Genomic DNA, 16,542 nt, shown 5'->3' on the forward strand with positions numbered 1-16,542 from the left:
CAACCGTGATCTTCTGGCTCTAATCAACGAGTCCTGAGCCTAGCTATGCCGTTGATTTTGAGGCAAACATACCCCATCAGAGTTATCCATTCGAAGCGCAGAACAAGCGCACCGCCCTCTACGACAACTTGATGGCTTTCGATGGTGAGCAGCAATACCGGATTATCAAGGAACTCTGCGAACACAGATCCTTCGGCTTCAAAACGAACAAGAAGCGAGAAGAGCTCAAAATCAGGCTGGCCACACGCTATGCGCAGTTCGCAGGCGGCGCTCCTGCATCAGATATCAACGAAACTTTGATCGAAGAGACACGGCACTGGCTCGATGGCCACCCGAAGGCGCTGGAATCTTACAACAGCGCCCTGCAGAAATACGAGGCGGGCATTTTCCATCGCAACCTGATCGATGATCTGCGTGTCGCACTCGAACTCCTGCTTAAACAAATCTTCGATAACGGAAAGTCACTTGAGAATCAACTTCCTGCGCTCGGCACATTCATCAAAGGCAACGGTGGATCCAAGGAACTCGCCAATATGTTCCAGAAGATCGTTGAATACTACGCCAAGTATCAGAGCAGTTATGTCAAACATGACTCCAGCGTAATTGAGGAAGAGATCGAGTTAATATTTGAGATCACCTCTTCTTTTATGAAGCACTTGGTAAGATTGAGCACAGATGAGAGCTGAGATTTAGCCCCACAAAGCAGGGTCCTGATAGACCGGCAAGGAGCCGAATGGTGAGGTTAGCGCGATCGGCGCGTTGGATTGATGCTATGGGAGGTTGACAACAACGATGTCGGCGCATGAACTCTAGGGATGGGTATAGTAACAAATATCAAATCGCTGCAGGGAATGGGAGTATTCGCCGACCGCGCTGCGCGTTCGCCTTCTCTTAATTTCCGCCGTTACAACCTCGTCTACGGGTTCAATGGTTCAGGGAAAAGTACCCTATCGCGTCTGTTCGCGAGCCTCGAGTCCGGCAGGCCGCATCCCAAACTTCCCACCGACGGAAGATTCGAGATGGCGCTGGACGATGGATCGACGTTCGGATGCCCGACCAATCCCGTCGGTCTTGAACGGCGACTACTTGTCTTCAACTCAGATTACATTGAACAGAATCTGCAATGGGGCGCAGGGCGCGCGAACCCAGTGTTCTACGTTGGCGCTGATCAAGCTGAAGCCGCAAAGGAGCTTACAAGGGTCGAGGACAAGATTGTCGAAGCGGACAAGAAAAGGGAAACTGCATCCGCCGTGGAGAAAGCTGCGGAGAAAACCTTTGTCAACTTCAAGAGGGAGCGCGCGAAGTCGGTTGCCTCCCGCCTGCACCTTGGCAACCGCAAATATGAGGCACCGGCACTCGCCAAGGATTACGATACCTGGAAAGACGACAAAGGGCCCGCGCTCACGGACGACGAAATGAAGGCGGCCGAGGATACGTGTCGGCTTGATGAGCCAATGCCGCGCTTCGAAACGATATCATTCGACAAGTCCACAATCGAGACAGCCTACCGCTTCATCGCCGACGTCTGCGGTCAGTCGATGGCGACCGTGGCACTCGACGAGGTCCAGCGGTATCCCGATATACTGCTTTGGCTGAAGCAGGGGCATGAGTTCCATGAAACTAACGGGATCGCCGACTGCCTCTTCTGCGGCAACGCAATATCGGCCGAGCGGCGTGCGCACCTCGCCGCTGCCCTCGACGACAGTGTCGACCAGTTCGTCGCACGTCTCAACAAGACAGCCCAGCGGCTGGCTGGTCTCATCGAGTTATCAGCTCAATTGGGCGCTCAGGTACCCTCATTTGACGATCTGGCAACTGAGTTTCGGATTGGCTTCCGGGAGGTTCGGGAGAACCTATTGAAGGACATACGCCTGCTGGCGAAGCAACTGGGCACACTGCAGACTGTCCTCTTCGCTAAGCTCGAGCGTCCGGCGACGCCCGCCGACATGAAGGACGTCGCCGCAGAGGCGGATGTCCTCGCTACCGCGGAGCGGATTGATGCGGGCGTTGTGACCGTCAATGAAGCTATTTCGGCCCACAATCGGGCGGTCACCAATTTCGCGAAGCATAAGGAAGCCGCCGAGGCCTCTATACGCCGGCACTTCATCCTCGACTGCCGCGACGACTACGCGCAGGCTGCAAAAGACCTTGAAGACGCGACGAACCAGCATGAGATTGACGCCAAGAATGTTGCGGCGCTGCGGATCAAGGCGGACGAGCTGCGCCAGCAAATAAGGGCACACGGACCCGCCGCCGAGGTAATTAATAGGCTGATCGCAGCCTATCTTGGTCACGGCGAACTCACGATCAATCCCACCGACGACGGCTACGAACTCCAGCGGCACGGAACACCGATCACCGGCGTGCCGAGCGAAGGTGAGAAAACCGCGATCGCGATTTCCTACTTTCTTTCGTCCATTGAGGCAGACAACCGGAAGCTGACCGACCTCATTGTGGTCGTAGACGATCCGGTATCGAGCCTAGACACGAAGGCGCTGAATTTTGCGTGCTCCCTCGTGAGATCTCGCCTGGAAAAGGCCGCGCAGGTGTTTATCCTCACCCACAACCTGCAATGCATGAATGAGTTCAGAAAGGCGTGGAAAGGCAAGGCCCGCCCTCCGGCTGGCAAGGAGCCGTCGGCGACGTTTCTCTTCATCGACGTAGCGATACCTGAGGGGCAGCCCCGTCGGTCCTCGACGATCGTCCAGATGTCGAAGCTGCTTCGCGAGTACGATTCAGAATACCACTTCCTCTTCAGCCACGTGCTCAGGTTCGTGGAGCATCCCGATGCTTACGATGACCATGGCTACATGATGCCCAACGTCATCCGACGGGTGCTCGACGTATTCTTGGCCTTCAAGTGCCCAGGCGGCGGTGGGCTGCCCGCACAGCTCGACAAGCTGTGCGTCGACTACCCAGAGCTAGACCGGGAGCAACTGGCTGCTTTGGAGCGGCTCGTCCAAGTCGAATCCCACTCTGATAACATTGACGACTTGCTGTCCTTCTCAACCATGACGCTGGAAGAGACGAGAGATGCGGCAACCGCGCTCTTCCAAACAATCAACAACGTCGATGCTAAGCACCTTGAGCGGCTGAAGAGGCTCTGTCGCTAGACGCCACTACTGATGGCGGCTGGCCATTTCGTTGTCCCATGATCTGAGAAATACGTCCATATTGCCACGCGAAAACTTTCTCGACGATTGCTGACCGCAAGTTGCCACGCACCGGACATTCATCCCTGTCGCAGCGAACGGCAGCTCTCCGCCCGTTCCAGACTTTTGTGTTGTCGAGATGACCGACAGCTTTCAGCGCGCGGGAATGGAGACGCGAACGACCGAGGTGAAGGCGCGCTCCGTCAGAGTTGAGCGGCTATCTAATGGCTGCGTTTCCAGTTCCTCCAACCAGAAGTGAATAGGCAGCTTCCCAACATAGTTCAGAAATCGGGTCGATTACTTCACGCCGCACCCGCCGCTCGTTTCTGTGCAAGCGGGTCACTTTAATTCGCTCAACCGTTCTTGATAATATGCCGACCAGTTCTGCTGCTGTAACCAAGGTTTCAGCACCACCAGATCACCGCAATTCACACGTTCCTTGGCGGCCAGAAGAATGGGCGTTATCGCATCAAGTGCGGGGGACGCTGCCTGCTCGAAATGCTGTAAATCTCGCGTCGTTAGGCGATGCTTCATGCCATAGCGGGCGGGGATGTCCGACTTCGGTGAGTGTCCCATCAGGCGCTTTCGCGTGACGTCCTTGATTTTGGTGTTATCGATCAGATCAGCAAACCAGTGCCTCGTGGAATAGAGTGTTACTTCCTTGCGGGCGATGCCTGTTTTCTTCTTCAGATACTGCCAGCTCTTTGTGATCGGCTGGCCCCAGCGCATTTCGCCATTTGGCTTGGGATAGGGCTCCCATTCCGGGAAGAGATAGGGGCAGCCAAGCTGCTTCAACTCGTCCACCCGCTCAAGGAGACCCAGATCAAGGATCAGTGGGTGAAGGGGGACGACGCGCTGCGACGACGGGGTCTTGAAACGCTTCACATCTTTCTTGGCCACGCGGCCTTTGGAGGGGTCAAAACCTCTGAGGTAGAGGTAGTGAATTCCGTCTCGCTCCGCGATGTCGTTCAGTTCCAGCTGTCCCAGCTCGCCTGGCCGCAGGCCTGTCAAAAGCAACAGAAGGTAGGCCCAGTAAAGGTGCGACTGGATGAAGTATTTTCCTGGTTGCCAGATCCGTTTGTCGCTCTGGCATCCCGTGAAGAGCGGTTGCGAAAAGATTTTCGCGATTTCGCTGTCATCGAACGAGTCCCGGGGCAGGGAGGTGAGATTGTTTTCACTGACATGGCTGAACACGGGCTTGGGGTGAGGGTAGTGTCCCCGTTCAATCAGCCAGTCAAAGAATTTCGACAGGGCGTTATGATAGCCGTTGCGCAGCCGTGTTTCGGTCAACCGATCAAGGCGCGACCATCCATGCTTCTTTGCATAGAGGTACCTCTCTGCCAGTGTTTGTGCATGCTCTTTGGGAACGTTGCGCCTGTTTGGAATGTCGGGGAGCATCTGATCGAGCTCGAGCACCTTGCGCTTGTCAAACCTGGCGACGACCGGATCATCCATGATGTCGATCAGGAACTGTACGACCAGTTGGATAGCTGAGCGGGCATCCGCGTTGCCGCCATTCGTCACATCCTCTTCAACGTATTCCTGCAGCGCCTGAGAGAAGGTGAGCGGATCGGCCTCTGGCGCAGGGGGATGTGCAAAAGGCTCCTCGAGAACGTCGATGGGGACTTCCGGCTCGCTCGCTGACGGAGTGATGCGGGCTTCACGGGCCATTGGATCATGCCATGCGGCGATTGTATCAGGCTGAGAGGGAATGGCGGGAGAATGATGTGCAGATGCCTGAAAGCTGGCGGGTACTGCGCCCATTTGGATGGCTGCCTGCATGTCGGCCCTGCCGCGTTCATAAGCTTGAACCCTGTCACGCTGACGCAGGAACGTCTCGGCATCCAGATTCTGGTTCACGAAACGGTTCAGCAGGGCGGTGAAGTCAGGCTCGATCATGTCGGGATCGCACTGGGCGGCCAGCGCCCGACGCTTCAGGTTCTTCAGCATCTCCTCGTAGTTGCGCCGTGCCTGAAGCCGTTCTTCAGAAAGAGGCCATGGATCCAGCAGATATTTTCGCAGTTCGCCCACGTTCTTCTGAAAGAGCGATACGTAGTTCGCGCTGTCGTTCATTCTGTGAATCCAGCCCAGGTGCTCTGAAAGTCGAATACGCGCCTGACGATAGTCGCTGGTTCTTAACGAGACTCTATAGAGCTGCTTGCCCAGGAGGAGGGATGTGACGGGATTCAACCGAACCTGAAGGTAATAGCGTCCTTCACGGCGAGAAAGGTAGGAAGCGCAAGCCATGGCATCTCCGCGTACATTTGTGCGAGATGTCTCACAGTTTCTGGAACCTCTGTTCCTTGTAACTGGTTGATATTGCTTGCGTAATCAAAATGGTAGCGGAGGAGGGATTCGAACCCCCGACACAAGGATTATGATTCCTCTGCTCTAACCGACTGAGCTACTCCGCCAACCGAGGACAAAAACAGCTGCGTCGGCTGCGAGTCCGTTGCCTCAAGAAGACGCGCGGATATAAGGTGGCTGTGTCTGCCCTGTCAAGCGGGGTTCTTCGTTTCTTGGGGGAATTTGTCGTGGCTGTCGAATTCCCTTAAGAAAGGGCCGGGTTTTCCCTGGCAGGGTTGAGTCGCGGGTGCGGCGTCTGTATGTGTTTTCAGCGCCAAAATCTCGGGCGAAGGATTTGATGAAACCGCGTATTGCAGTACTCGGATGTGGCTATTGGGGCTCAAACCACATTCGCACGCTTAAGTCTCTTGGAGTGCTGGCAGCCGTCTCCGACGCCAATGAGGCGCGGGCCGAGGGCTTTGCCAGTGAGCATGATTGCGTCGCAATCTCCCCGGAGGCGCTCTTCGAGCACGACGATATCGATGCAATCGTTCTGGCCCTGCCGCCGCAGTACCACGCCGAATACGCCATCCGCGCCATGCAGGCCGGCAAGGACGTTCTTGTGGAAAAGCCGATCGCGCTGACCGTCGATGACGCCAAGCGCGCGGTCGCCGTTGCGCGCGAGACCGGGCGCATCATCATGGTGGGGCATGTGCTGCGCTTCCACCCGGCTTTCGAGAAGCTCAAGGAGCTGATCGACAAGGGCGATCTCGGCGAAATCCGCTATATTCATTCGCATCGTCTCGGCCTTGGCAAGTTTCACACCGAGAATGACGCCCTGTGGGATCTGGCGCCGCATGATCTCTCGATGATTCTCGCACTGACCGGCGTTGCGCCGGAAGAGGTGCGCGGCGAGGGCGCGGCGCTGCTCGACCACCTGAGCGACTTCGCGCATCTGCACATGCGCTTTCCCGGCGGTCTGCGCAGCCATTTGTTCACCTCGCGCCTCAACCCCTATCGCGAACGCCGCCTGACGGTGGTCGGCGACAAGGCGATGGCCGTGTTCGACGATGTCGAGCCATGGGGGCGCAAGCTTGCCGTCTATCGGCATGCGGTCTGGCATGACAGCGGTCACTGGGCGTTCACGACCAATGAACCGACCTATGTGGACGTGGAAGAGGGAATGCCGCTCACGCGTGAGCTGCAGCATTTCATCGACTGTATTGAGACCCGCAAGGAGCCTCGCACCACCGGTGAAGAGGCAATCGAGGTTCTGCGCATTCTCACGGCAGGTTCCGTCACCCACGGCTGACGGGCGCTGCCTTTCAGGCGCGATAGTGATCAATCACGCGCCCGTGCGGGCGCGTGTGCAAACTGGTTTGGCGTGAAGTGCGGCGCAGTGCGCTCTACGCGCCCTGACCAGCCATGGTAGAGAGGCGCGTGAGCTGCGCTTCGGCTTCGGTGCCGCGCTCGGAGCGCTCGATGAAGCCGCCGCCATAGACGCGGGCCTCATTGCCGTCGTCGGAGTAGAGCACGCAGGCCTGGCCCGGTGCGACACCGGCTTCGCCCTCCGTCAGTTCGACCCAGGTGACGCCGTCTTCATGGTGAAGCACCGCAGGGCGGGGCGGCCGCGTGGAGCGAACCTTCGCAAACACTTCCATGCCGCCCCTGGGGAGCTCGCCAAGCGGTCCGTCGCCCAGCCAGTTCACCTGGCGCAGGAAAACCTTGTGCGTCTCGAGCGCCTCGCGCGGGCCGACAATCACGCGCGCATTCTCTGCGTCCAGATGCACCACATAGAGCGGCTCGCCGGTCGCGACGCCGATGCCGCGGCGCTGGCCGATCGTGTAATGCATCACGCCGTCATGGCGGCCGAGCCTGCGCCCGTCCAGATGCACGATCTCGCCCGGTGTGGCGGCTTCCGGCTTCAGCTTGCTGATGATGTCGGAATATTTGCCGCGCGGAACAAAGCAGATGTCCTGGCTGTCCTGCTTGGTGGCGACGCTCAGGCCCATCTCTTCGGCGATGGCGCGAACCTCGGGCTTGGAGAGCCCGCCCAGCGGGAAGCGCAGATAGTCGATCTGCTCCTGCGTGGTGGCGAACAGGAAATAGCTCTGGTCGCGCTCGGCATCCACGGGGCGCGTGAGCGCGCGGTGAGCGCCATTGGCGCGGCTGCGGATATAGTGGCCGGTGGCCAGCGCATCCGCGCCAAGCTCGCGGGCGGTTTCCAGAAGATCGGCGAACTTGACCGTCTGGTTGCACGAGACGCAGGGGATCGGTGTTTCACCGGCCACATAGCTCTGCGCAAACGGGTCGATCACGGCCTCGCGGAAGCGCTGCTCGTAATTCAGCACGTAATGCGGAATGCCAAGCGTCTCGGAAACGCGGCGCGCATCGTCGATGTCCTGACCCGCGCAGCATGATCCGGGGCGGTGAGCCGCCTCGCCATGATCGTAAAGCTGAAGGGTGACGCCAACCACGTCGTAGCCTTGTTTCGCAAGAATGCCGGCAACAACGGAGGAGTCTACGCCGCCCGACATCGCCACCACGATTCGGCAGTCCTGCGGGCGTCCGGGCAGGTCGAGGCTGTTCATTCGCTAGGTCTTCTTTGTCTTTATCGTGGCCGATTACATGCCAATGCGGCGAATATAGGTCAAGGATCGGGCCACCGCCACCCTGATAGGTTAACGCCCCTTTTGCCTGCAAACCCCAGCTTTTCCAAGGGGTCCGGAGCGTTTCCGGCGCAATTTGAAACAAATCTCAGGCAAATCCCTAACGCGGGATTCATGTCCGTTACCGTATGCTTACCATGTGCTTAGGCAAATTTTAAAGCCGGCGCACTAGCTTGTGAAACGGGTCTTGAGTTCAGGTAGAGAGTACTATGACCGAAATGGTTCGACCACGCGTAAAATATGTCATCGGCCCGGATGGCAGCCCGCTGACTGTTGCGGACTTGCCTCCGAGCAATACGCGCAGGTGGGTTATCCGTCGCAAGGCGGAAGTGGTTGCCGCAGTACGCGGCGGGCTTTTGAGCCTTGAGGAAGCTTGTCAGCGCTATCGTCTGACGGTGGAGGAGTTCCTCTCATGGCAGGCTTCTATCGAGGATCATGGCCTTGCAGGTCTGCGCACGACGCGGATCCAGCAATACAGGCATTGATCGGCTTTCGGAGCGCTTCTCTTCGCTAGAAGGGGCGGGCCGACTTCCAGTCAAAACCGTAAAAAGGGCCGGCGCTCGTCGCCGGCCTTTTTGCGTTCCGGGTTTCAGTCTGTGGATTCCTGAACGCTGAACGCAAAAAAAACGGCAGGGGATAACCCTGCCGCCTCGTGCAGAATGCGGTGTGGCGTGAGCGTAAAGGTCTAGCCGGTCATAGCACGCGAGGGCGCGGCATCCGGGCGGGTGCGGTTTTCAAGCGCTTCGGCCTTGGCGAGCTCGGCTTCAGCCTCGTTCAGCTCTGCTTCGGCGCTCTTGCGCTGCTCGACCAGTTCAGCCTGGGAGGTGCGCAGATTGTCGCGGCGCAGGCGAGCGGCCTTTGCGAAGGTCGGGTAGGCGAAGTGATTGAGGTCGGTAATGCCCGCCTTCGTTTCCTCGGAGACGATCTGTGCATCCAGTTCCGCCGCCATGCGGTCGAATTCTGCGATCATCGTATCCAGCTGCGCCATCCGGCGCCGCTTCTCATTAACCTGAAACTGCTTCAGACGGACGAGATTTTCACGCGGCTTCATGCTCGTTACTCCCACAATACGCACACACCAGCGCCTCGCGGCGGCTGTCCGTCCCTTTTACGCCGGGTCGGAATACAAATGCTAAACGCACTTAGGAAACAAAATCCTAAGATTTAGCTTTCCCGGTAACCATTCGTTTACGGGCATTGTTAATCATATGGGTGATGGCTTAAGGCGCGGTAAAGATTGTGCGTGAGGAGCCGTAATTTGATTGCTTGGAGAGTCGGTTAGCGTAAATTTCTAATGCAATTTGCGTTGTCCAGGAGCGGAAATTTCATTATTGGAATCAAACCGGTGCCTTCAAAAGCTAAAAGGGGATTCTGGCGCTTGCCAGAACGAATTAGATTTTGTTAACCATTAACTGGCAGCCTCCGATTCAGGCAATCATTGCTTCGGTGCCGGGTGCCTGCCAGGCCGGGTCGGCGGCGAGAAGGGGATAAAGATGCGCGTTCTGCTGATTGAAGACGACAGTGCCACGGCACAGAGCATTGAGTTGATGCTCAAGTCTGAGAGCTTCAATGTCTATACGACGGACCTCGGTGAAGAGGGCGTCGATCTCGGCAAGCTCTATGACTACGATATTATTCTGCTCGACCTTAATCTGCCGGACATGTCCGGTTATGAGGTCCTGCGGACGTTGCGCCTTTCCAAGGTCAAGACGCCTATTCTCATTCTGTCCGGCATGGCCGGCATTGAGGACAAGGTGCGCGGCCTGGGCTTCGGCGCGGACGATTACATGACCAAGCCGTTCCACAAGGACGAGCTGGTTGCGCGTATTCACGCAATTGTGCGTCGCTCCAAGGGGCATGCGCAGTCGGTCATCACCACGGGCGATCTCATCGTCAATCTCGACGCCAAGACGGTCGAGGTTGGTGGTCAGCGCGTTCACCTGACCGGCAAGGAATACCAGATGCTGGAGCTGCTTTCGCTCCGCAAGGGAACGACGCTCACCAAGGAAATGTTCCTGAACCACCTCTATGGTGGCATGGATGAGCCGGAACTGAAGATCATCGACGTGTTCATCTGCAAGCTTCGCAAGAAGCTGGATGCAGCGTCCGGCGGGCAGAACTTCATCGAGACGGTCTGGGGCCGTGGCTATGTGCTGCGTGAACCCGAGGAAGTCCGCGAAAGCGCCTGATCCGCTTCAAATCCCCTTGGAACGCGCAAAACCCGGCCGCGAGGCCGGGTTTTTCTTGTTGCGTACTCGTTTTCGGAAATTCCGGGCAGGGGCGTCGCCCGCAGGGCGCCAGAACATGCCTCGCAAGAACACGCCTCATCTGCCGGAGAGCGCTCTCAGGCGGCCGACTGGAATTCGCGGAACTGCTCCAGAAGCTGGGTGCGGGTGAAGGGCTTGAGCATGTAGCCCTTTGCACCTGCGCGCTTGGCGCGCATGATTGCGCCCAGATCGAGCTCGGCAAGGCACAGAAGGATGTAGGGCTTGAATTCGGCTGGCAGCGCCATCAGCTGTCTGACCAGTTCGCTGGAAGCCATGTCCGGCAGCGAGCTGTCGACAATGATGATGTCGGCCATGTCGTGTGCAGACAGGTTGATCGCTTCCTGGCCGGTCGCGGCTTCGGTCACCATCATGTCCGCACTCGTCAGAATGCGCTTGGCGACTTTCCGGATCACACTGGAATCGTCAACGATCAGGCAGCGAGCCATTTTCATGTCCTTTCATGCAAAGCCGGTGCCGCTGATTAGACGACAGAAAGGACTATGGCCCGCTGCAGGTAAAGCTGCGGCAAAGAGGTATGGTTAATCTTCTCTATTTCGCCGCAGAGAGAATGATCTCATCCGCCGTGGCGCGAATGTTCACGTTCATGCCGGTCTCTTTGGCCAGAAGCAGCGTGTAATAGAACTGCACGCTGTGGGCGTCGACGGGCTCGTCCGGCTTCGATCCCGAGTGCAGTTCGAGGAACTTCGGCGGGACGCGCAGCATCGGGCCTTCGGCCTTGATCACGAAATGCGCATTGGTGTCGGTATCTTCCAGATAGACCCGCAGCCTGCCGCCGCGCGGGATCGCTGCATTGGCGACCAGAAGCAGGTTGAGCAGCAGCTTGACCTGGTTCTTGGGCAGAAGGGCGCGCACGCCGTGCCATTCGAGTTCGGGCTTTTCATTGTTGATGAAGGCCGCCGCGACCGTCTGGGCGTCGCCCGTGTCGATCTGCATGCCGGCCGAACCGGCTGCGCCGAAGGCGATGCGGGCGAACTGGAGACGCGCCGATGCGTTGACCGCGCTTGCGCGGATCAGGTTCATCGCGTCTTCGTCGGCGCCGCCTTCATCCAGTAATTCGAGGCCATTGTTGATGGCGCCCACCGGAGAAATGATGTCGTGGCAAACGCGGCTGCACAGAAGAGCTGCCAGATCGGGGGCGCTCAGCGAGAAAAGTTCGGACACGGGCATCTGTCCTCCAGACGTTGTTGCCAATCGGGCCTTTTCCGTCTGCTTTCGCCACGGGGCTGGCCGGTCTCTGCTCCAGAGCATCGGTCCGAAAAGTGGAAACCGGTTTTCGGGCTATTCCGATGCTTCGTTAATGGTTCGGACTGTCCTTTGTGCGCCCGAACGGCCGCACGGCAATCCATTGGTTCTGACTTTGCGCAGGCTCCAGTCCCTGACCGAATCAGATCATGAAACGCACGATTTCTGGTTACACAGGCCCGTTAAAACCGGCAACAGTTTGGCTCTGATCGCAAACAGATCCGGCTGCCGTGGCTGGTTTTTCGGGGTCTGAAGAAACTTTGCCAAGCATCTTTGATGTGAGGTTAACAATTAGAAAAGATTCGGAGCCTAGTTTTAGCAGTTGTGGCTCTGTGCGGGGCGATGACGGGGCGGTCTCTGACAGCCACTCATTGATGGAGAATGAACAATGCCTGCAAGGCTTTTTGACTGGACGCGGCTCATCCAGGCCGCGTTGATTGTTTGTGCGGTCGGCCTTGGCGCCTTGTCTTTGACGACGAACGCGGCGCGCGCCAACAATACCTACTCGGCAGGAGAGATCGTTGAGGCCGGTCACGGCTTCTTCGGCGCGACGACCGGCGGTCTTGCCGCCGTGGTCGAGCGGATCTTTTCCAATTACGGCCTGCCGAACGGCTATGTTCTCGGCGAAGAAGGGTCTGGCGCTTTCATTGGCGGCCTCACCTATGGCGAGGGCATGCTCTACACCAAGAATGCCGGTGACCATAAGGTCTTCTGGCAGGGGCCTTCCATCGGCTGGGACTATGGCGGCCAGGGATCGCGCGTGATGATCCTGGTCTACAATCTCAACTCGGTGAACGATCTTTACCGTCGTTTCGGCGGCGTTGCGGGCTCGGCCTATCTGGTTGCGGGTCTCGGTTTCAACGCGCTGACCAACGACAATATGGTTCTGGTTCCGATCCGTACCGGTGTCGGCGCGCGTCTGGGCGTCAATCTCGGCTATCTGAAGCTGACCCCGCGTCCGACCTGGAATCCCTTCTGATCCAGACCAGACGTCAGACCATTCGGGAGCGGCGCCGCGCAGATGCGATGCGCCGCTCTTTCCGTCTTTGGGCCGTGCAGGCGCGCCTATCAGCTTGACGTGGACGCCTTTTTGCGTGACCCAAGGAACCGGCTGCAAGCGGCAAATCGCTGTGGCTTTCACGACGACATGGGTTTCATGCGGTGATCAAGACCATACTGCTCCTTCTTCTGGGCTTCTTCATAGCGGGGTTTGTGGCTCTTCTGCTGGCGCCGATCCTCTGGCGTCGTGCTGTGCGTCTCACGACCAAGCGCATTGAAGCCAGCATGCCGCTTTCGGCCAATGAGCTGGAGGCGGAGAAGGACAGGCTGCGCGCAAGCCACGCCATGACTGCGCGCCGGCTCGAGATGAACATCGAAAATCTCAACCACAAGACGTCCGCGCAACTGGTCGAACTCTCCCGCATGAGTGAAGAGGCGCGCCGCCTTTCCGAAGAGCGGGCTGCCCAGGAACGGCTGATCGCCCGGCTGAAGGGGGAGGTTGAGCGGCAGGCCAAGGCGCTTGATGAGAAGGCCGAAGCGATTGCCTCGCTGGAAGCAAGGCTCGATGAGACGCTTGCCGAGCTCGAGACGCGCAGTGCGGGGCTGCTTCAGCTCAACGACACCTATGAGGAAGAGCGGCTGCTTGCCAGCAGCCGGCAGATCGAACTCGTTGCGCGCGAAACCGAGCTGCGCAAGGTCGAGGGCGATCTGGCCTTGCTTCGCCGGGAACGCAAGGAAGCGATCCGCGAAGCGCGCGACGCGGAGACGGCGCGTGATCAGGCCGAGGCCGGGCTCAAGGTAGCCGAGAAGCGCAACGCCGATCTGCAGAAGAAGCTCGAGGGCCAGATGCGGGTTCTCTACGAGCTTGAGGAAAAGCTGGAGCGCCGCGAGGGTGAAATCGCGCGGCTGCGTCAGGACATTACGAACGCCAGCACGGAAAGCCTCTCCACGCAGGCCGCCCGGCGGCTTCGCGAAGCAGAAGAAGAGCGCGACCGGCTCGCGCGTGAACTGGCCGACAAATCGCTGCAGCTTGGAACGGTTCTGAGCGAAGGCGGCGTGCGCAGAAGCGCGCCGGCGCAAGACTTCCGGGCGCAAGGCTTCCCAGCGCAAGACTTTAATGACGAGCGAGAGACATTGCAGACACGCATTTCGCGCCTCATGCAGGAAAACAAGAAACTTCGCGCAGACCTTTCAGCCCAAAAGGCGAAGACCGCTGGCGGTGCGAAGCAGAAGGCTCCAGCCGATACCGCGCGCGCAGACGATGCGCTGCGCGAGCAGATCCACAGCCTCGCAGCCGAGGTTGTGAGCCTCACGGCGGCGCTGGAAGGCACGGACACGCCGATTACCAGGCTGCTTGAAAAGGCGGAGCCCGAAGGCGCCGAGGGTCGCCCGCTCAGCCTTGCCGAGCGGGTGCGTGCGCTGCGCGCGCAGACGAAGGGCTAAATCGCCAAACGCCGCGTTCAGCCGCGCCAGAGCCGGTGCAGCGCGATGGCGGACGCCGCAGCCACATTGAGGCTGTCGAAATCATCCGCCATGGAAATCCGTGCGGTCGGCAGCCGGTCCATCACATCCTGTGAAAGCCCGTGCCCCTCGCTGCCCAGAAGCAGCGCGTGACGCGGCGTGCGCTCCACATCGGCAATGTCGATCCCGCCACGCGGGCTGAGCGCAAGAATGGAGAAGCCACGGCTCTCCAGTGCTCCGGCAAGGGCGTCGGGATCGCTGATCCGCGCGAACGGCACTTTGAGCGTTGCACCGACCGAAACCCGGATGGCCTTGCGATAGAGCGGATCGCAGCAATCGTCGGTCAGCAGGATTGCGGCTGCGCCAAATGACGCCGCGTTGCGGAAGATCGAGCCCATATTGTCATGATTGGAGATACCGGAGAGCGCCACGACCAGCGCCTGCGCCGGCAGCGTGTCGAGCAGCTCGTTGCCGGTCGTCTCCGGTTTTTTGCCAATGGCCAGAATGCCGCGATGGATTTCAAATCCGGCGATCCGGTCCATCACCGCGCCGCTGGCCACATAGACGGGCACGTCTTCCGGGATGTGTTCGATCAGATCGGCGAGGCCGTCGACCCGGTTTTCCCGCAAAAAGACGCTTTCTGCCGAAAAGCGGCTGGTGGAGAAGAGTACGTTCAGCACCACGCGGCCTTCGGCCACGAAGCGGCCCTGCCGGCCCACCAGATCGCGCTCGCGAATATCCCGATAGGCCGCAATGCGCGGATCGTCAGCCTCTTCGATGCGGATCAGCGTGCGTTTCATGCGGCCAGCGCGGCGCGCGCTTCCCTGGCCATCTCAACGAGGGCGGGGCGCATCTGTGCGGCGTCGCTCAACGGTTCTGCGAAAAAGACGCGGCGCGTGTCGTCGCCAAGCGCCAGGTCCACGCCGTCGGGGTCGATGCCGGTGAGCTGCCATTTTCCGGCCTGCGCGCGGCCGAAATGCCGGGCATAGTTCTCCACCGCATCGGCATGGTCGCTGTTCATATGCGCGATCGCGCCAGCCTCGGCCGCGGCCAGTCCCGCAAGGGCCGGGCTGTCGCTCAGAAGGTCGCTTCGGGTGAGCCTGTAGGCGCGGGCAAAGCCGCCATTGAGGAGCGCGGTTTCAGGCTCCAGCCGATAGATCGCGAAGTCGGGGAAATCGACATAGAGTTTCGCCTTGGGATGGCGCGCCAGATAGCGGCGCTTGGCAAGCGCGTGGGCGTCGCTGTCGCGCTCCAGCCTGTGCGCCGTGGCCTTTACGGTGAGGCGCGGATGGGCAAGGGGATCGCCCTTGCCGGGCTCGCCGATCAGCAGCGAGCAGCGCGGATCGGCTTCAAGCCCCCTTGTATGGGCGGAGAGGCCGGAGACGAGAATGAGCGGCGCGCCATCAAGATCGGTGGCGGTGGCGACGCGCGTTGCAAACGGAGCGCGGTCTTCCGGATCGACCGTGGCGAGCGCGCCGTAACGCGACACCCTTAACAGCGTGCGCCCGAGGCGGATCGCGTCTGCGTCTGTTTCAAGGATAACGTCTTTCTTCTTTTCGTCGCTCATTGCCGCCTCGTCTGTTTTAATATGCTTCTTTCGCTCAAGAAATAGGCGGCTTCAAGTCCCCGTCGGGGATATCCGGACCAGCCTATCGCGGCGCCATGCGGATTGCGCCATCGAGCCGGATCGTCTCGCCATTCAGCATCTGGTTTTCCACGATGTGGCAGGCGAGCGCTGCATATTCCGACGGTTCGCCAAGACGCGGCGGGAAGGGCACCTGCTGGCCAAGCGAGGCCTGTGCGTCTTCCGGCAGCCCGGCCATCATCGGCGTCTTGAAGATGCCCGGCGCAATGGTGCAGACGCGAATGCCCGAGCGCGACAGATCACGCGCGATCGGCAATGTCATGCCCACCACGCCGCCCTTGGAGGCGGAATAGGCAACCTGGCCGACCTGTCCGTCAAAGGCGGCGACCGAGGCCGTGTTGACGATCACGCCGCGCTCGCCACCGTCGAGCGGTTCCAGCTCCTGCGCCTGTGCGGCAAACAGCCGGATCATGTTGAACGTGCCGAGAAGGTTGATTTCGATCACCCTGCGATAGAGGTCGAGCGGGTGCGGACCATCCTTGCCGACGGTCTTCATCGCAATGGCGATGCCGGCGCAATTGACGAGGATGCGTGGAGCCCCGAGCTTTTCGGTCGCGGTGCGGAGCGCTTCCTGAACGTCCTCCTCGCTCCTCACGTCACATTTGACGGCGATGCCCTGAAGGTCGGCGGCAACGTCTTCCGCCCGCTCCATGCCGATATCGGCGATGGCCACCCTGGCCCCCCTGGCGGCAAGCGCGCGTGCGGTGGCTTCGCCAAGTCCCGAGCCGCCGCCCGAAACGAGTGCAACAACGCCGGATGGATTCATGAAAAGACCTCCCTTTGATTTGGGGAGGCAGAGT

15 protein-coding genes and 1 tRNA gene are annotated in these 16,542 nt (G+C 59.4%); 7 read left to right on the forward strand and 9 right to left on the reverse strand.

Annotated features, from left to right (window positions below; all coding sequences use genetic code 11):
* Positions 1–131: 131 nt before the first annotated feature.
* Together NDI72_RS02370 and NDI72_RS02375 are read left to right on the forward strand one after the other, a co-directional pair.
* Entirely contained in the window at positions 132–686 is a 555-nt protein-coding gene (locus tag NDI72_RS02370) for a hypothetical protein (RefSeq protein WP_113152768.1), read from the forward strand.
* A gap of 165 nt (positions 687–851) precedes the next feature.
* Positions 852–3,113, forward strand: coding sequence for an AAA family ATPase (locus NDI72_RS02375; RefSeq protein ID WP_283799710.1), 2,262 nt, complete (start codon positions 852–854; stop codon positions 3,111–3,113).
* A gap of 378 nt (positions 3,114–3,491) precedes the next feature.
* Here the strand turns inward: NDI72_RS02375 and NDI72_RS02380 are convergent, their stop codons facing one another.
* Both NDI72_RS02380 and NDI72_RS02385 read right to left on the reverse strand, forming a co-directional pair.
* The gene (locus NDI72_RS02380) at positions 3,492–5,225 is read right to left on the reverse strand and encodes a site-specific integrase (protein WP_113152766.1); all 1,734 of its coding nucleotides are present in this window, start codon (positions 5,223–5,225) and stop codon (positions 3,492–3,494) included.
* A gap of 264 nt (positions 5,226–5,489) precedes the next feature.
* A tRNA-Met gene (locus tag NDI72_RS02385) sits at positions 5,490–5,566 on the reverse strand.
* Between the two features lie 230 nt (positions 5,567–5,796).
* Between NDI72_RS02385 and NDI72_RS02390 the strand changes: the two genes are divergently transcribed.
* Positions 5,797–6,750, forward strand: coding sequence for a Gfo/Idh/MocA family protein (locus NDI72_RS02390; RefSeq protein WP_206544073.1), 954 nt, complete (start codon positions 5,797–5,799; stop codon positions 6,748–6,750).
* Between the two features lie 94 nt (positions 6,751–6,844).
* Here NDI72_RS02390 and mnmA read toward each other — a convergent pair whose 3' ends face one another.
* Positions 6,845–8,029, reverse strand: coding sequence for a tRNA 2-thiouridine(34) synthase MnmA (gene mnmA, locus NDI72_RS02395; protein WP_206548285.1), 1,185 nt, complete (start codon positions 8,027–8,029; stop codon positions 6,845–6,847).
* 287 nt (positions 8,030–8,316) lie between these two features.
* Between mnmA and sciP the strand changes: the two genes are divergently transcribed.
* Positions 8,317–8,592: a CtrA inhibitor SciP gene (gene sciP, locus NDI72_RS02400; protein ID WP_113155879.1), complete on the forward strand. Its 276-nt coding sequence runs from the start codon at positions 8,317–8,319 to the stop codon at positions 8,590–8,592.
* Between the two features lie 200 nt (positions 8,593–8,792).
* Here sciP and NDI72_RS02405 read toward each other — a convergent pair whose 3' ends face one another.
* Positions 8,793–9,158 (reverse strand): flagellar export protein FliJ, encoded by a 366-nt coding sequence (locus NDI72_RS02405; protein WP_113155878.1) that lies wholly within the window; start codon positions 9,156–9,158, stop codon positions 8,793–8,795.
* Between the two features lie 442 nt (positions 9,159–9,600).
* On the opposite strand from NDI72_RS02405, the gene ctrA reads away from it, so the two are divergent.
* Positions 9,601–10,296: a response regulator transcription factor CtrA gene (ctrA, locus tag NDI72_RS02410; RefSeq protein ID WP_113155877.1), complete on the forward strand. Its 696-nt coding sequence runs from the start codon at positions 9,601–9,603 to the stop codon at positions 10,294–10,296.
* 155 nt (positions 10,297–10,451) lie between these two features.
* Here ctrA and NDI72_RS02415 read toward each other — a convergent pair whose 3' ends face one another.
* Positions 10,452–10,820 carry a response regulator gene (locus NDI72_RS02415; protein ID WP_204360832.1) on the reverse strand — a complete coding sequence of 123 codons (369 nt, stop codon included), beginning with the start codon at positions 10,818–10,820 and terminating at the stop codon, positions 10,452–10,454.
* A 103-nt stretch (positions 10,821–10,923) separates the two neighbouring features.
* Positions 10,924–11,556: a histidine phosphotransferase ChpT gene (gene chpT, locus NDI72_RS02420; RefSeq protein ID WP_113156398.1), complete on the reverse strand. Its 633-nt coding sequence runs from the start codon at positions 11,554–11,556 to the stop codon at positions 10,924–10,926.
* Between the two features lie 469 nt (positions 11,557–12,025).
* On the opposite strand from chpT, the gene NDI72_RS02425 reads away from it, so the two are divergent.
* Together NDI72_RS02425 and NDI72_RS02430 are read left to right on the forward strand one after the other, a co-directional pair.
* A complete protein-coding gene (locus tag NDI72_RS02425) occupies positions 12,026–12,616 on the forward strand; it encodes a DUF1134 domain-containing protein (RefSeq protein ID WP_113155875.1) in 591 nt (196 codons plus the stop codon).
* Between the two features lie 182 nt (positions 12,617–12,798).
* Complete coding sequence (locus tag NDI72_RS02430; RefSeq protein ID WP_283799467.1) at positions 12,799–14,079, forward strand: coiled-coil domain-containing protein; 1,281 nt, start codon at positions 12,799–12,801, stop codon at positions 14,077–14,079.
* A 17-nt stretch (positions 14,080–14,096) separates the two neighbouring features.
* Here NDI72_RS02430 and NDI72_RS02435 read toward each other — a convergent pair whose 3' ends face one another.
* The 3 genes from NDI72_RS02435 to NDI72_RS02445 all read right to left on the reverse strand — a co-directional run bounded on the left by NDI72_RS02435 (position 14,097) and on the right by NDI72_RS02445 (position 16,508).
* Positions 14,097–14,897 carry a TrmH family RNA methyltransferase gene (locus NDI72_RS02435; protein ID WP_283799468.1) on the reverse strand — a complete coding sequence of 267 codons (801 nt, stop codon included), beginning with the start codon at positions 14,895–14,897 and terminating at the stop codon, positions 14,097–14,099.
* Positions 14,894–15,664, reverse strand: a complete 771-nt coding sequence (locus NDI72_RS02440) for a HugZ family pyridoxamine 5'-phosphate oxidase (RefSeq protein ID WP_283799469.1) — start codon at positions 15,662–15,664, stop codon at positions 14,894–14,896. Before NDI72_RS02440 ends, NDI72_RS02435 begins: the two co-directional genes overlap by 4 nt.
* A gap of 82 nt (positions 15,665–15,746) precedes the next feature.
* Complete coding sequence (locus NDI72_RS02445; protein ID WP_206548280.1) at positions 15,747–16,508, reverse strand: SDR family NAD(P)-dependent oxidoreductase; 762 nt, start codon at positions 16,506–16,508, stop codon at positions 15,747–15,749.
* Positions 16,509–16,542 lie beyond the last annotated feature (34 nt).

The sequence above is a fragment of the Nitratireductor sp. GZWM139 genome (genome assembly GCF_030068685.1).
Taxonomy (GTDB): Bacteria; Pseudomonadota; Alphaproteobacteria; order Rhizobiales; family Rhizobiaceae; genus Nitratireductor; species Nitratireductor aquimarinus.

Bases quoted from the DNA above. Each gene is read 5' to 3' on its own strand.
- NDI72_RS02370 (WP_113152768.1), top strand. From the start codon at position 132: ATGGCTTTCGATGGTGAGCAGCAATACCGGATTATCAAGGAACTCTGC.
- NDI72_RS02375 (WP_283799710.1), top strand. From the start codon at position 852: ATGGGAGTATTCGCCGACCGCGCTGCGCGTTCGCCTTCTCTTAATTTC.
- NDI72_RS02380 (WP_113152766.1), bottom strand. From the start codon at position 5,225: ATGAACGACAGCGCGAACTACGTATCGCTCTTTCAGAAGAACGTGGGC.
- NDI72_RS02390 (WP_206544073.1), top strand. From the start codon at position 5,797: ATGAAACCGCGTATTGCAGTACTCGGATGTGGCTATTGGGGCTCAAAC.
- mnmA (WP_206548285.1), bottom strand. From the start codon at position 8,029: ATGAACAGCCTCGACCTGCCCGGACGCCCGCAGGACTGCCGAATCGTG.
- sciP (WP_113155879.1), top strand. From the start codon at position 8,317: ATGACCGAAATGGTTCGACCACGCGTAAAATATGTCATCGGCCCGGAT.
- NDI72_RS02405 (WP_113155878.1), bottom strand. From the start codon at position 9,158: ATGAAGCCGCGTGAAAATCTCGTCCGTCTGAAGCAGTTTCAGGTTAAT.
- ctrA (WP_113155877.1), top strand. From the start codon at position 9,601: ATGCGCGTTCTGCTGATTGAAGACGACAGTGCCACGGCACAGAGCATT.
- NDI72_RS02415 (WP_204360832.1), bottom strand. From the start codon at position 10,820: ATGGCTCGCTGCCTGATCGTTGACGATTCCAGTGTGATCCGGAAAGTC.
- NDI72_RS02425 (WP_113155875.1), top strand. From the start codon at position 12,026: ATGCCTGCAAGGCTTTTTGACTGGACGCGGCTCATCCAGGCCGCGTTG.
- NDI72_RS02435 (WP_283799468.1), bottom strand. From the start codon at position 14,897: ATGAAACGCACGCTGATCCGCATCGAAGAGGCTGACGATCCGCGCATT.
- NDI72_RS02440 (WP_283799469.1), bottom strand. From the start codon at position 15,664: ATGAGCGACGAAAAGAAGAAAGACGTTATCCTTGAAACAGACGCAGAC.
- NDI72_RS02445 (WP_206548280.1), bottom strand. From the start codon at position 16,508: ATGAATCCATCCGGCGTTGTTGCACTCGTTTCGGGCGGCGGCTCGGGA.